At 63.8% G+C, this 13576-nt stretch carries 13 protein-coding genes; 8 read left to right on the top strand and 5 right to left on the bottom strand.

The features are described from left to right. Nucleotides 1–187 precede the first annotated feature (187 nt). The 6 genes from AB7535_RS09060 to epsC are packed head-to-tail and all read left to right on the top strand — an operon-like array spanning nucleotide 188 to nucleotide 5514. Nucleotides 188–985, top strand: coding sequence for an ABC transporter permease subunit (locus tag AB7535_RS09060; RefSeq protein WP_085404212.1), 798 nt, complete (start codon nucleotides 188–190; stop codon nucleotides 983–985). After that, complete coding sequence (locus AB7535_RS09055; RefSeq protein WP_085404160.1) at nucleotides 982–1710, top strand: ABC transporter ATP-binding protein; 729 nt, start codon at nucleotides 982–984, stop codon at nucleotides 1708–1710. The genes AB7535_RS09060 and AB7535_RS09055 overlap by 4 nt, the downstream gene beginning before the upstream one ends. 18 nt (nucleotides 1711–1728) lie before the next feature. Then, the gene (locus AB7535_RS09050) at nucleotides 1729–2733 is read left to right on the top strand and encodes an NrtA/SsuA/CpmA family ABC transporter substrate-binding protein (RefSeq protein WP_085404161.1); all 1005 of its coding nucleotides are present in this window, start codon (nucleotides 1729–1731) and stop codon (nucleotides 2731–2733) included. Between the two features lie 24 nt (nucleotides 2734–2757). After that, on the top strand, nucleotides 2758–3990 hold the full coding sequence (locus tag AB7535_RS09045; protein ID WP_085404162.1) for an acyl-CoA dehydrogenase family protein: 1233 nt from the start codon (nucleotides 2758–2760) through the stop codon (nucleotides 3988–3990). Between the two features lie 44 nt (nucleotides 3991–4034). Further along, nucleotides 4035–4607, top strand: a complete 573-nt coding sequence (locus AB7535_RS09040) for a flavin reductase family protein (RefSeq protein ID WP_085404163.1) — start codon at nucleotides 4035–4037, stop codon at nucleotides 4605–4607. Further along, complete coding sequence (gene epsC / locus AB7535_RS09035; protein ID WP_085404164.1) at nucleotides 4597–5514, top strand: serine O-acetyltransferase EpsC; 918 nt, start codon at nucleotides 4597–4599, stop codon at nucleotides 5512–5514. Before AB7535_RS09040 ends, epsC begins: the two co-directional genes overlap by 11 nt. Here the strand turns inward: epsC and AB7535_RS09030 are convergent. The 5 genes from AB7535_RS09030 to AB7535_RS09010 form a co-directional block, all read right to left on the bottom strand. Beyond that, nucleotides 5511–6377 carry an ABC transporter permease gene (locus AB7535_RS09030; RefSeq protein ID WP_085404165.1) on the bottom strand — a complete coding sequence of 289 codons (867 nt, stop codon included), beginning with the start codon at nucleotides 6375–6377 and terminating at the stop codon, nucleotides 5511–5513. The genes epsC and AB7535_RS09030 overlap by 4 nt on opposite strands. Continuing rightward, complete coding sequence (locus AB7535_RS09025) at nucleotides 6370–7227, bottom strand: ABC transporter ATP-binding protein (protein WP_085404166.1); 858 nt, start codon at nucleotides 7225–7227, stop codon at nucleotides 6370–6372. Before AB7535_RS09025 ends, AB7535_RS09030 begins: the two co-directional genes overlap by 8 nt. Next, a complete protein-coding gene (locus AB7535_RS09020; protein ID WP_193560908.1) occupies nucleotides 7224–8282 on the bottom strand; it encodes an ABC transporter substrate-binding protein in 1059 nt (352 codons plus the stop codon). Before AB7535_RS09020 ends, AB7535_RS09025 begins: the two co-directional genes overlap by 4 nt. A gap of 22 nt (nucleotides 8283–8304) precedes the next feature. Continuing rightward, a complete protein-coding gene (locus AB7535_RS09015; protein WP_085404214.1) occupies nucleotides 8305–9231 on the bottom strand; it encodes a TauD/TfdA dioxygenase family protein in 927 nt (308 codons plus the stop codon). A gap of 297 nt (nucleotides 9232–9528) precedes the next feature. Then, on the bottom strand, nucleotides 9529–10968 hold the full coding sequence (locus AB7535_RS09010; protein WP_085404167.1) for an FAD-dependent oxidoreductase: 1440 nt from the start codon (nucleotides 10966–10968) through the stop codon (nucleotides 9529–9531). Between the two features lie 373 nt (nucleotides 10969–11341). On the opposite strand from AB7535_RS09010, the gene AB7535_RS09005 reads away from it, so the two are divergent. Next, on the top strand, nucleotides 11342–12178 hold the full coding sequence (locus AB7535_RS09005) for a class I SAM-dependent methyltransferase (protein WP_085404168.1): 837 nt from the start codon (nucleotides 11342–11344) through the stop codon (nucleotides 12176–12178). Nucleotides 12179–12214: 36 nt separating this feature from the next. Further along, nucleotides 12215–13558, top strand: a complete 1344-nt coding sequence (locus AB7535_RS09000; protein ID WP_439037276.1) for an LLM class flavin-dependent oxidoreductase — start codon at nucleotides 12215–12217, stop codon at nucleotides 13556–13558. Nucleotides 13559–13576 lie beyond the last annotated feature (18 nt).

The raw sequence follows: 13576 nt of genomic DNA, 5'->3' as shown, positions 1-13576 counted from the left end.
GCGGCACCGTGGCGACAGCAGATCACTCCGGAGCGAACGACAATTGAAATAGCGCTCTATTTCTGTCGGCACGATTTCATGGGACATTTTGCGCTGAACAAGGTTTCACGTCTTGAGCAATATCGAACTGAGCCAAATCGACCGCACGACAATCGTCGCTGACAACGCGCCGTCATCGCAAGGCAGCATGAAATCGCCTGCGGCGGCAAGCAAGCTTGGCGCTCGCGGCCTCCAGCTCCTGTCCTGGGTTGCACCCCTGCTGCTCGTTGTCGTTTGGGAGGCACTTGCACAGGCGGGATGGCTTTCGCCGCAGGTGCTGCCTGCACCAAGCAAGGTGATCCGAACGGCGTACAAGCTCGTAACCACCGGGACCCTGTTGAACGATCTCGGCGTCAGCCTGCTGCGTGCCGCGGCGGGCTTTGCGATCGGGTCTGCGGTCGGCGCCACGCTTGGCATCCTTGTCGGCTTCTCGCGGGTAGCGGAAGCCGCGATCGACCGCAGCGTGCAGATGATCAGGGCCATCCCTTTCCTCGCCGCGCTCCCCCTCGTCATCGTCTGGCTGGGCGTCGGCGAAGCGGAAAAGATCTTCCTTGTCGCACTTGGCGTCACGTTCCCGATCTACATCAATACGGTGCTCGGTATCCGCCAGGTCGATCCCAAGCTGCTCGAGTTGGGGCGCGTCCAGGGCCTGAGGTCGCTTCAACTGATCCGCCGGATCATCCTTCCCGGCGCGCTGCCGTCGATCCTGACCGGTGTTCGTTACGCTCTCGCCACGGCGTGGCTCGCGCTGGTCGTGGCTGAAACCATCGGCGCGCAGTCGGGGATCGGCTTTCTCGCGATGGATGCGCGCGAATTCCTGCGCACCGATGTGATCGTCCTGACGATCGTGATCTACGCGCTGATCGGCGTCGCGGCCGACGCCATGGCGCGCTTTCTCGAACAGCGTCTCCTCGCCTGGCATCCGAATTACGGAGCAGCGAGATGAACGTGCACGTCGCTCCGCAGCCCTCCGCGCCGTTCGAATCCGGACCGGCCGTCGTTGTCAGCAACCTCGTCCGCAGCTACGGCAGCCGCGTCGTGATCGAGAAGCTGAACCTACGCATCGATCGTGGCGAATTCGTCGCCCTGCTCGGCGAGAGCGGGTGCGGCAAGACAACATTGTTGCGGGCGCTGGCCGGGCTCGACCCCATCCAGGGGGGCCGTATCGTGGCGCCCCGCCGGCCGGCCGTGGTGTTTCAGGAGCATCGGCTGCTGCCCTGGGACAATCTCTGGCGCAATGTGGCGCTCGGCTTGCAGGTTCCGGATCCTCGCGAACGCGCCGCCGAAGCGCTCACCGAGGTCGGCCTCGGCGACAGGCTCGACGACTGGCCGCGCAATCTTTCAGGCGGACAAGCCCAGCGCGTTGCCCTCGCCCGCGCGCTGGTGCAGCAGCCCGAGCTTCTGCTGCTCGACGAGCCGTTTGCCGCGCTCGATGCGCTCACCCGTATCCGCATGCACGAGCTGGTCCGCGAGCTGGTGGCCAATCATCAGCCCGGCGTCCTGCTCGTCACCCACGATGTCGACGAAGCCATCGCGCTGGCCGATCGCATCCTCGTGATGCGCAACGGCGCAATCGCCTACGAGCATCGCGCCGGGCGTGGAAGCTCGGCATCCATCTCGCGCGCCGAACTCCTTAGCGAGCTTGGCGTGGTCTCCCATTCTCCCAGCTAGGTCATCCGGAAGGCAAAAATGTCCGACTCATCGATCGCCAAACCATCCCGGCGCAGCTTCCTCGGCTCCGCAGCCTTTGGCATTGGCGCGCTCGCCGGCATGAATATCAGCGAATTCGCCCAGGCCGCGCCTGGCCGTACCACCGACACGGTCCGCCTGACCTGGGGCCTGAGCGGCCTCAATCTGATCGCCAAGGAGCGCGGCGAGTTCGAGAAGGTGCTGGCCAAGGATGGCATCAAGGTCGAGTGGCTCGGCCCCTTCCCGAATCATGCGCCGACCTTGCAGGCGGTGACGGGCGGCAGCGCGGATTTCAGCTTTGGCGGCAGCACCACGCCTGCGCTCGCCGCTATCATCGCCGGCTCGCCGCTGGTGTTCACCCAGTTCGTGGTCTACGAGCCCCGCACCACGGCGATCATCGCCAAAGACGGCTCCGGCATCGACAAGGTCGAAGACCTCGTCGGCAAGTCGGTCGCGGTCAATCGCTCAGGCCTCGGCGAGTTCCTGCTGGTCGCGGCGCTCGAGAAACACAAGGTCGACCGCTCCGCGGTGAAGTTCGTCTATCTCAATCCTCCTGATGCGGCGCCGGCGCTCGCCTCCGGCAAGGTCGACGCCTGGTCGATGTGGAGCCCTGGCGTCGACATCGCCCGGCTCGAATACAAGGCGCACGACATCTTTCTGGAAGGCCGCGATCTCGAATTCCAGATCGACTACACGTCCTATCTGACCACCCGCAAGTTCGCGACCGACAATCCCGCGCTCGTCCGCGCCGTGAATGACGCGTTCCGCGCCGAGGGCAAGTGGATCTCGGAGAACTGCAAGGATGCCGAGTACATCGCGCAGAAGGCCGGGAAATACAGCGATCAGGTCCGCGACCAGTTCATCGCGATGAACCGCAAATACCGCTACTTCGCGGTCAACGACGAGCGCTTCATCAGCGAGCTGCAAAAGGCCGCCGACTGGCTCGTGGCCCGCAAGGTTCTGCCGGAGCCGGTCAAGGTGACCGATCATCTCGCCCAGCTCTGAAAACGCTACCAACAGGCCAAGACAATGAACAAGACTGTATCCGCCCCCTCTCTCGGCACATCCGAGCCGATCAAGGCTGGCTCGCCGGAGCTGGAGGCTCTGCTCAACCAGATCGCCGAGGGGGCCAGCGACCGCGAGCGCGACCGCGTCCTGCCCTTCGAGGTTATCGATCTCATCCGGCGGGCACGCCTTGGCGCGTTGCGGCTGCCGTTGGACGCCGGTGGCGCCGGCAGCACGATCCGCGATCTCTTCGCCTTCGTCATTCGCCTCGGCGAGGCCGACGCCAATGTCGCGCATATCCTGCGCAACCATTTCAGCGTGGTCGAGCGCCTGGTGCGTTCCCCCAAGGACGAGCAGAGCCGGCAATGGCAGAAGGCGGTCGCCGAGGGCGCCATCATCGGACTTGCGACGACCGAGCTTGAAAGCCCGCGCGTCGGCAATGTCACGCCCGGGACGACGTTCACGCCCGACGGGAACGGCGATTATCTGCTGAACGGCACCAAATACTACAGCACAGGCACGTTGTACTCGGATTATGTGCTGGTGCGCGCGGCCGATCCGTCCGGAGCGACGGGCGCCACGATCGTGCCGATCAAGCGCGAGGGAATCGAGCTGGTCGACGACTGGGACGGGCTCGGGCAGCGACTTACCGCAACCGGCACGACGCACTTCCGTAACGTCAAGGTCAGGCGCGAGGAAGTGGTGTTCGATACGCCGGACGGCGGTTATGGCGTGCCCTATTCCAACACGTTTGCACAGCTCTTCCTGACGGCGGTCGTTGCCGGCATTGCACGCGCGACGCTGCGCGATGCGACAGCCCTGGTCCGCTCGCGCAAGCGTACGTTTTACTACGCGCCCACCGAGATCCCGACCGACGATCCGCTCCTGCAACAGACGGTCGGCCAGATCGCCAGCGGCGCTTTTGCGGCCGAGACGGTGGTGCTGGCGGCCGCCGAGGCGCTCGACATTGCAACCGATGCGTTCGACGCCGGCGCGGCGAACGCTACAGAGGCGGCGCACACCGCCGCGCTGCTCTCGGCAAAGGCCAAGATCATCACCGATGATTTCGCCATCCGAGGTGGCAGCCTGCTGTTCGATGTCGGCGGCGCATCGGCGACCAAGAAGGTCACCAACTTCGACCGTCACTGGCGCAATGCGCGCACGCTCTCTTCGCACAATCCGACCACCTACAAGGCGCGTTCGATCGGTGAACACGAGATCAACGGCACGCCGTTGCCCGCGAAGGGCTTTTTCTGAGAGCGAACAGGCCGATCCACGGCGTCCGATGCGAGGAGCGACAGATGGGAAAGTCCGACATTCATCTGGTCAGCGGCGATGACGAGGTCGAGCATCAGTTTCGAGCCGTGATGCGGCGCCTGGCCGGCGGCGTCACCATCATCACGGCCGGCCGCGACGAGGACATCACCGGCATGACGGTGACGTCCCTGACATCGCTCAGCGCCAGTCCGCCCCGGCTACTAGTCAGCGTCAACCGGCAGGCCTCGTCCTTTGCTCGAATCGCGCGCTACGGCGTATTCGGCGTCAACATTCTGGGATCGGATCAGCAGGCCCTCGCCGGGCGCTTCAGCGACGGAAGCTTGAAGGGCCACGAGCGCTTCGACGGGATCAGATGGTCCGCGGGGGCGGCCGGCGTGCCGCTGCTTGGCGACACTCTCGCAACCATCGAATGCAAGGTCGAGGAAATCATCGAACGGCACTCGCATGGCATCATCATCGGCAGCCTGTTGAGCTTCGAGCTGTCCCGCGAACTGTCGGGCCTGGTGTACTGGAACGGCCAGTACATCAGGATCACCCATGACTTCGACCTCGACCTCCTCGCCGAGATCAGCATTCCGTTGGCCCATGTCAGATAACCCGCCGGAATCGCCCAGCGGCGGGCGCTGGCAGCTTGACAGGATTGTCGCCGAGCTTCGCCTCTCGCGCGAAGAAACACACAGCATAAGGCGCGACGGAGAGGCGCGACGCGCTCCCTCGCGCGAGGCGCTTCAGGCCATTCTGGATGGCCTCACCGAGGCGCTGTTTCCGAGGCATTACGGTCAGTTCGACCTCGACGGCGAGAATATCGACTATTTCGTCGGCAATCGCCTGAGCATCGCCCTCGACGGCCTTTGCGACCAGATCCACCGCGGCGCACGATTCGTCGGTGACGAGCTGATCCCGGGCTACCGGCGTGAGGACGCGGTCGAGCTGACGCGGCAGTTCGGCGAGCGCCTGCCGGTGGTGCGTGGACTCCTGATCTCCGATCTGAGAGCCGCCTTCGTCGGCGATCCCGCAGCCAGGAACTTTCCGGAGATCCTGATCGGATATCCGGGCATGACGGCGATCATCCATCACCGGCTGGCACATATCCTTGATGGGCTCAATGCGCGCTTGATCGCCCGACTTGTCGCGGAGATCGCTCATACGAGAACCGGGATCGACATTCACCCCGGCGCCAGCATCGGATCCGGCTTCTTCATTGATCACGGGACCGGTGTGGTCATCGGGGAGACCGCAATCATCGGCGACAATGTCCGGATCTATCAGGCCGTGACGCTCGGCGCGCGCCATTTTCCAACCGACGACGATGGCCATTTGATCAAGGGCGATGCACGGCATCCGATCGTCGAGGACGACGTCGTGATTTATGCCGGCGCAACCATCTTCGGTCGGATCACGATCGGCCGGGGCGCGACGATCGGCGGCAACGTCTGGGTCACCCAGGACGTGCCGCCGAACAGCATCGTGACGCAGGCCACCGCCCGCAACAAGCAGGGTTAGGCGGCCGGCGCCTTCCAGCGCATCAGGCGGCGCTCCAGCGTCTCGAGGATCGCGTTGAAGACGAGGCCGATCACGGTAATGCCCAGGATGCCAAAATACATCTGGGGGATCAGGAAGCTGTATTGGCTGTTGATGATGAGATAGCCGAGCCCCGATTTCGCGCCGACCATTTCTGACGCCACCAGGACCAGCATCGCGGATGCGCTCGCTAGACGGATGCCGACGAAGATTGTCGGCAATGATGCCGGCAGGATCACCTTCCGGAACAACTGGCTCGGTGTCGCGCCCATCGTCCGCGCTGACTTGACCAGCAGCGGATCGACCTGGCGTACGGCCGCGATCGTATTGAGCAGCAGCGGCCAGGCGCAGCTATAAACCACCATGGTGACCTTCGAGAGCTCTCCGATCCCGAGGAGCAGGATAAACACCGGCAGCAGAGCCAGCGGCGCCGTGTTACGGGCGATCTCGATGATCTGGTTCAGGAAGTCGCCCAGCCGGGCGTACCATCCCGTCAGCACACCCAACGGCACGAACAGGACAATGGCGATCAGGAAGCCGCTCAGGGCTCGCAGCAGGCTTGCACCGACGTCGTCATAGAGTTCACCGCTCTGCGCGAGCTGCCAGCCCGCGGCGATCACCTCGGAGAACGGCGGCAGGAACGTCACGTCGATCAACCCGAGGCGCGGCGTCGTCTCCCAGACAGCCAGGAACACCAGCAGCAGCAGGGATCGTTGCCCGATGATGCCGAACCATCGCACCAGGCTGCCCGTCGCGGCGGCAACCGCGCCGGCGCGTGGTCTGGCCCGATCCTTCGGACTCCCCTCGGCGAGTTCCAGCAGCGTCAGGATCTCCAGATTAGACATGGGCCAACTCCTTCTTTCCTGCACGCTCGCCGTCCGGCGCGGGCACCTGGGAGCCCCGCGCCTTCAACACTTCGTCGCGCAGCAAGGACCACACCTCGTGCCTGACCTGCCCGAACTGGGGCAGCGAGCGGACGTCCTCGGTCTCGCTGTGCAGCTCGGCGGGAATATCGACAATCTGCTTGATCCGGCCGGGGCGCGAGGTCATCACGGCCACGCGCTGGCCGAGCACGACGGCCTCGTCGATGCCGTGCGTGATGAACAGGATGGTTTTCCCGGTCCTGCGCCAGATCCGCAGCAGCTCGCCTTGCAGCGTCTCACGCGTCTGTGCGTCGAGCGCGGCAAAGGGCTCGTCCATCAGCAGCACCTCCGGATCGTAGGCAAGGCTTCGCGCGATCGCGACGCGCTGCTTCATACCGCCGGAGAGTTCGTGCGGATAGCGATCGGCAAAGCCGGACAGTCCGACTAAATCGAGATAATGCAGAGCCCGCTCGCGCCGCTCCCTGGCTTTGAGACCCGCAATATCGAGCCCGAACTCGACGTTCTGCGCGGCTGTACGCCAGGGGAACAGCGCGTACTGCTGGAACACAATGCCGCGGTCGCGCGCCGGGCCCTCGATGACCTTGCCATCGAGCAGGATGCGTCCGCTGCTCGGCGCCGTCAGTCCGCCGAGCAGATCCAGCAAGGTCGACTTGCCGCAGCCGCTCGGCCCGACCAGCGCCAGGAATTCGCCGGCACGAACATCCAGCGTGATATCATCGAGCGCGGTGAAGCTCTGCGCCGGCCCGCCATCCTTGCCGCGGACCAGGAACTCCTTGCGGACGTGCTCGAAGCGGATCTTGGCCATGGTCATTTGGCCTCCGCGGTCTTGCCGGGGCGGAAATGGTTGAACTCGTTGGTATAGATGTCCGATGGCTTGAGCTGGTCCTGCTTCAACAGACCGTCCTTGACCAGCCAGTCGATCCACACCTGGAGCTCAGCATCGCCGATCACCCCGCCCCTGGTCGCGACACCCGTGCTCTTCCAGTATTTGATGGGTGTTGCGTCCTCGTTGCGCTTGCGATCGGCAATGATGCGTTCGAAGCGGGCGCGGACCTCCTCGGGCGGCGTTGTCTGCGCCCAGGCGATGGCACGGGACACGCCCTCGATCAGCTTGCGGGACGCGTTGGGATTGTCCTTGATGAACTTGTCTCGCAAGACATAGGAGCCGCCAGTGAAGTTTCCGAAGATGTCAGAGTCCGCGAACAGCCTGCGGATGCCGCCGCGCTCCAGCGCCTTGTCGCGCAGCACGCCGTTCAGCGTGCTGACCTCGACCTGCCCCTGCCGCAGAGCCTGCTCACCGGTGACCGGCGGGATCGCAACCAGCGCCACTTGCTTCGCCTCCGCCGGCGTCAGGCCATTGCGGGCCAGATACTCGCGCAGCACGAATTCGAGATGCGCCCCCAGCGTGTTCACCGCGACCTTCTTGCCGATCAGGTCGCGCGCGGACTTGATCGGACTGTCCTCCTTCACGTAGTAGCCGTTGTAGGTGTTGTCGTCCGAGCCGTAATAGCCGACAACAGCCTTGATCGGCGCCCTGGCTGCGATCAGCTTGATGATCGCGCCATAGAACGCGCCGCCGATATCGATGTCGCCGGTGACGACGGTCTGGATGTCCTGCGGACCGCTGATGGTGTTGCCGACCCATTTGAGCTTGAGCGGCGCGAGATAGCCGAGATCGTCGGCCAGTTCGATGAACGTCACCTGCCCGGCCCAGCCCTGGTAACGAATCTCGGTCTTTTCGAGCTGCGCCTCGGCCATGGCACTGCTGGCGAGAGCCGTCAGGCCGAGGCCGGCCAGACCTAGTTGCCGCCCTCTTGCCCGCAGGCCGGCAACCAGACGACGCAACGCAGAGATAGCGATCTTCATTGTGTTCACTCCATTGCTCGGTTCAGGCGGCCTTCGCCTGGGGCTTCGCCGCCTTGACGCGGGTCACGCTGCTGCGGCCGTCGATGCTGACCGGCACCTCGCCATCGATGGTGGCACGCCGGACCACGCGGTGCTGGTCGCCATAATCGTTGACCGCGTAGTGCTGGGTCGCGCGATTGTCCCAGATCACCACGTCACCTTGCCGCCAGCTCCAGCGCACGGTGTTCTCGGGTGCGGTGATGTGCGACTGGAACAGGTCGAACAGTTTCTGGCTGTCGTAATTCGAAAGGCCGACAAAGCGCTGGACGAAATTGCCGAGCACCAGCGTCCGTTCCCCGGTTTCGGGATGGACGCGAACGACGGGATGCTCGGTCTCGTAGACGGTCGCCGTGAAGACCTCCTCGAATTGCTTCCGGTCAGCCTCGCTCGCACGGGTCTTGACTGCGTAGTCGTAGGCATTGCTGTGCACCGCCCACAGCTCGTCCGCGAGCTTGCGCAGCGGAGCCGGCAGATCCAGATAGGACGCCGCCGTGTTCGACCAGATCGTGTCGCCGCCGAACTCGGGGATCACGACGCCGCGCAAGACTGAGATCTTCGGATAAGCGTCGACGAATGTGACGTCGGTGTGCCACTGGTCGGCGCGCCCGCCTCCGCGCGCGGAGTCAAGTTCGAGGATCGAGGCCGTTCCCGTGGTGGCGCCGACCGTGGGATGTGGCACCAGCTTGCCGAGCCGATGGGCAAAACGCTCCTGCTCGGCATCGTCGAGATGATTCTGGTCACGGAAGAAGATGACTTTGTGCTCGAGCAGCACCTGGTTGATCGCCGCAATCGTGCGATCCGGAAGATCGCCCGAAAGCTTGATGTTCCTGATTTCGGCGCCGATACGGGCCGATCGCTTGACGATATCCGAACGCGGAATGACGTTGTCGATGGTGATTCCGTCTGTCATGTCATCTTCCCCGAGACCGCGATCCATTTGGACAAGGCTCCGCCGTTCGCCGATCGCTGCTGCGATGGCGGAGTGAAAGGCAGTGATGTTGCGATCGATCCTCTTGCGAGACCGCCGTCTGCTCTGGCAACAATCGCGTCTGGCGGGATCTTCCCCAGGGGCTGCATCGATGCAGCCCCTTGTTCAGTCACAGGATGCTAACTCAAGGACTTCGGAAATAGCTTCCAAAGTTCGAGGCCGTTAAGAAACAGACGCATCCACGATCATGGCGTGTCCAGTTGCTACTTGCACTCTGCTCTATTCTGCCGCGACGATATTCGGCGACCGCCAGACGGCCGACGCGTAAAGGGCCGGCTCGAAGTCGTCGGCGATCGGCCCGTTGATCCGCGCCTCGTGCGCCGGAAGGTCGTCAAGGAACAGATCCCTGCTGATCCGCGCCACGACGCCCGGAATATCGCGCTTGAAGCTCGGCACGTCCCCAATCGGCAGGCCGAAGCTGACGAATGCCGCGGGGTTGAACACGTGGATGTTCCGCAAGTAAGGCGCGCGGCCGGGCTCCTTCTCCAGGAATTCATGGCCCGCACCGAGATAAGGGTGTGCGCCCAGGGCCTCGTCCTGCTCGTCCGCGGCCGGAGAATAGCGGTCGCGCCATAGCAGGATCTCGTCGGAAAAGGCGACGAGCTCAGGCCGCTTCGCTAGATCGACCTGGTAGCCCGTACCGGCGATGACGAAATCGAATGCGATGTCGCCCTCCGTCGTGGTCGCGAGCAGCCGCCGTCCGAACGGCTTGGCTGACGTCCACGACGCTGCCAGATGAAGGTGGAAGTTGGGAAACTTGACCGCACGCGCGATTGCATCGGGCGGCGGCGTCGATCCCGCGCGACGGAAGCGAATGGCCTGATGCCAGCGCACCGCGTCCGGGAGCACCCCGTAATTGTCGTATGCGCCCGGATATCCACGCGTCCTGATCACAGGCTCCGAGGCCACCCTGCCGCGTCGCGCAAAGAGATGCACCTCCCTCGCCCCTGCTTCGAGCGCAACTGCCGCGGCATCGAACGCAGAGGCCGCACTGCCCAGCACCGCAACCGACTTGTTTCGCAGCTTGGCGAAATCGATCGCCTCCAACGTATGCGCGTAAAGCTCCTTTGACAGATTGCGGGAGAGCACGTCGGGGACGGACGGACCGCCGTTGCTTGGGAAACCGCTGGCAAGGATGATCTTGCGGGCCGTTTCCGTCTTCGCTTCGCCCGCTATATCGAGATGAAGCCGCAGGTGGTCCTGCGCCGGTTCGATACGAACAAGCTTGGTACGATAGCGCACCTCGATGCCGAGCGTGTTGCGATACCAGTCGAGGTAGGCGGCCCAATCCACGCGAGCAATACGATCGATCGCTTCATATGCGACCGCGCCATGGCGGGCTTCATACCAAGCCTGAAAACTCAGCCCCGGCAGACCAAGCTCCGGTCCGGGCAGCCCCTTCGGCGTGCGCAGCTTGTGCATGCGCGCGCTGCTCAGCCATGGACCGGACGACGCCGCGTCATGTGATGCATCGATCACCGTGACCCTGCCGATGCCGGCACGGCGCAATGCAAAGGCGAAAGCGCTTCCGGATTGCCCGCCCCCGATGATGGCGACGTTGTGGTCGCCCCCATGACGATCCGGAACCCAGTTCTGCGGATCTGGACCAATCAGACGCAAGGTCTCGCGAGCCGCCTCGTCGACATCAGACTGAAACATGTTGCACCCGGATTTGTCTGCATCAGATGCGACCAAATCGTAGAAGCCAACGACACTCAGTCAATGAAATGGAATCGGTTTTGTTTGGCGGCCCGAACAACGAACCCACCGCGAGGGCACAGCGTGTTGAAAGATTTGCGCCGACAGCGCGGAGCAAGCCAGGAAGGGCGACGGGACATTCGCTCGCACGTCGGCTTTCAGTTGAAGCGATCGGTTCGTGACATCATCTACATAATTCGTTCCCGCCGCTAGATTCATGCTCGCGTCGCACCGAACAACGCAAATCCATTTCATCGACTTTTCTTAGCCTGGCAACATAGAGTTCGTCCCGATCAAGCCGTCTCGACGGCTGTTGGAGATTTTGGACAGCACGATGTCGACCCACGGCGTCATCAGCCTCGAACAGGACACGCTCGAGCTTGCACGGACCTACGAGCAAGCCGGCATCCTCCAGTTTCACCATGGCAAATTTCTCATTGGACCGCTGGCTTTGAAGTCAGGGGATCGCGTGCTCGATATCGGTGCCGGCACCGGCCGCCTGAGCGAATTCGTCGCGGGACTTGTCGGCCCGACCGGGCGCGTGATCGGCATCGATCCCCTGGAGAACCGGGTCGCCATCGCGCGTCTGCGCGCCTCGGGGACGCTGACCTTCGATGTCGGCCGTGCCGAGGACCTTTCGCGCTTTGGACCCGCGGAATTCGACGCCGTCTACCTCAACAGCGTCTTCCACTGGATCGCGGACAAGCGGCAGGCGCTGCGCGAGATCGAACGCGTCCTCAGGCCGGGCGGCCGGATCGGGCTGAACGTTCAGGATCCGACCAAACCTCACGAGTCGCGAACCCTGCTCCGCCAGGCGATCGAACAGGCCGGCTTCGGCGAGAGAAGCAGCGAGTCGCATCGCGTGCTCGGATCGACTGAGGACGAGCTAAAGGCTCTGTTTGCCGAGGCGGGCTTCGTCGATTACCGAAGCGATCTGCGCTCGCTCATCGATCTCCACGACGACGTGGACTCGGTGCTCGGATGGTCCGAAGCCAGCGCATTCGGCAACTTCCTTGGCAGCTTCTCCTCGGAAGAACGGGCAGCGATTGACGCTGCCTTTGCCGCGCTCGTCGAGGCGAAGCGCACTCCGGAGGGCCTTCGCCTGGAGCGATATCTGCGTTTCGCCTTCGCGCGAAAGCCGAGGTCACGCACCGTCACTTCCGTCTCGTAGCCGCTCCGCCTCTTCTCGCATCTGGACATTCGAACCATGGGCAATCAACGGCAGCTTGTTCTCAACCTCTTCATCTATCCCGGCGGCCATCACGAAGCCGCGTGGCGCTACAAGGGATCTGAACCAGATCGCATTCTCGACATCACCCACTATCAAGAGCTTGCGCAGCGCGCCGAAGCCAGCAAGTTCGACGCCATCTTCTTTGCCGACGGACCGGCGCTGGCGGACAATGTCCGTTACGCCCAGCGCTTTCGCTTCGAGCCGATCACATGGCTCGCGGCTATCGCCGCGGTGACCAAGCGCATCGGCCTGATCGCAACGGCATCGACGACCTATACCGAGCCTTACAACCTCGCGCGCCTGTTCGCCTCGCTCGACCATCTGAGCCAGGGCCGCGCCGGCTGGAATATCGTGACGACCAGTGCGCCACAAGCAGCGCAGAACTTTGGCCTGCCCGAACACCCCCCGCATCACGAACGCTACGAGCGCGCCCGCGAATATCTCGACGTGATCTCGCGGCTCTGGGACAGCTGGGAGGATGACGCGCTCGTCAACGACCCCATCTCGGGCATTTTTGCCGATACCAGCAAGATCCACACGCTCGACCATGTCGGCAAACACTTTCGCGTGCGCGGCCCGCTCAACATTTCGCGCGTGCCGCAAGGCCGGCCGGTCTATGTGCAGGCCGGCGCCTCCGACGACGGTCGTGCCTTCGCCGCCCGTTTCGCGGAGGCAATCTTCACCGCGCACCAGACCCTGGACTCGGCTCAGGCTTTCTATGCGGACATCAAGCGCCAGGCCCGCTCCTTCGACCGTAGTCCTGACGAGATCAGAATCCTGCCCGGTATCAGTCCCTTCATCGGCAGCACGCAAAAGGAGGCGGATCGCCTCCAGGACGAATTCAACGCGCTGATCCAACCGGAATATTCCCTGACCCAGCTGCGCCAAATGATCGGCGTCGATCTCTCCGGCTATGATCTCGACGGCCCCATCCCGCGCCATCTCATCGACACCGCGAGCGCGCGCGGCGTTGCAAGCCGCTTCAAGCTGGTGGTCGACATCGTCGACCGCGAGAAGCCGACCATCCGCCAGCTGGTGCAGCGCCTCGCCGGCGCGCGCGGCCATTGGGTCATTGCGGGCACGCCGGAAAAGATCGCCGACAACATCCAGAGCTGGTTCGAGGGCGGTGCGGCGGACGGATTCAACGTGATGCCACCCTGGCTGCCCGGCGGCTTCGACGTCTTCGCCGAGCAGGTCGTCCCGATCCTGCGCAAGCGCGGCCTGTTCCGCGAGGACTACACCGGAACGACCCTGCGCGAGCATTACGGCCTGGCGCGTCCCGCCAGCATCTACTCCAACGCGGTCAAGGCGATCGCCTGACACCGCTTCCGCACTGAC

Origin of the sequence: Bradyrhizobium sp. 956_D2_N1_4 (genome assembly GCF_052076025.1) — a bacterium.
Lineage (GTDB): Bacteria > Pseudomonadota > Alphaproteobacteria > Rhizobiales > Xanthobacteraceae > Bradyrhizobium > Bradyrhizobium barranii.
Note: the sequence above shows the minus strand (reverse complement) of the source record. Positions and strands in the feature narration are given on the sequence as shown.

What these genes read in the sequence shown, in the direction of transcription:
- AB7535_RS09045 (WP_085404162.1), top strand. Translation starts at nt 2,758, where the DNA reads ATGAACAAGACTGTATCCGCCCCCTCTCTCGGCACATCCGAGCCGATC.
- AB7535_RS09025 (WP_085404166.1), bottom strand. Translation starts at nt 7,227, where the DNA reads ATGACCATGGCCAAGATCCGCTTCGAGCACGTCCGCAAGGAGTTCCTG.
- AB7535_RS09030 (WP_085404165.1), bottom strand. Translation starts at nt 6,377, where the DNA reads ATGTCTAATCTGGAGATCCTGACGCTGCTGGAACTCGCCGAGGGGAGT.
- AB7535_RS09040 (WP_085404163.1), top strand. Translation starts at nt 4,035, where the DNA reads ATGGGAAAGTCCGACATTCATCTGGTCAGCGGCGATGACGAGGTCGAG.
- AB7535_RS09055 (WP_085404160.1), top strand. Translation starts at nt 982, where the DNA reads ATGAACGTGCACGTCGCTCCGCAGCCCTCCGCGCCGTTCGAATCCGGA.
- AB7535_RS09015 (WP_085404214.1), bottom strand. Translation starts at nt 9,231, where the DNA reads ATGACAGACGGAATCACCATCGACAACGTCATTCCGCGTTCGGATATC.
- AB7535_RS09060 (WP_085404212.1), top strand. Translation starts at nt 188, where the DNA reads ATGAAATCGCCTGCGGCGGCAAGCAAGCTTGGCGCTCGCGGCCTCCAG.
- AB7535_RS09050 (WP_085404161.1), top strand. Translation starts at nt 1,729, where the DNA reads ATGTCCGACTCATCGATCGCCAAACCATCCCGGCGCAGCTTCCTCGGC.
- AB7535_RS09010 (WP_085404167.1), bottom strand. Translation starts at nt 10,968, where the DNA reads ATGTTTCAGTCTGATGTCGACGAGGCGGCTCGCGAGACCTTGCGTCTG.
- AB7535_RS09005 (WP_085404168.1), top strand. Translation starts at nt 11,342, where the DNA reads ATGTCGACCCACGGCGTCATCAGCCTCGAACAGGACACGCTCGAGCTT.
- AB7535_RS09000 (WP_439037276.1), top strand. Translation starts at nt 12,215, where the DNA reads ATGGGCAATCAACGGCAGCTTGTTCTCAACCTCTTCATCTATCCCGGC.
- epsC (WP_085404164.1), top strand. Translation starts at nt 4,597, where the DNA reads ATGTCAGATAACCCGCCGGAATCGCCCAGCGGCGGGCGCTGGCAGCTT.
- AB7535_RS09020 (WP_193560908.1), bottom strand. Translation starts at nt 8,282, where the DNA reads ATGAAGATCGCTATCTCTGCGTTGCGTCGTCTGGTTGCCGGCCTGCGG.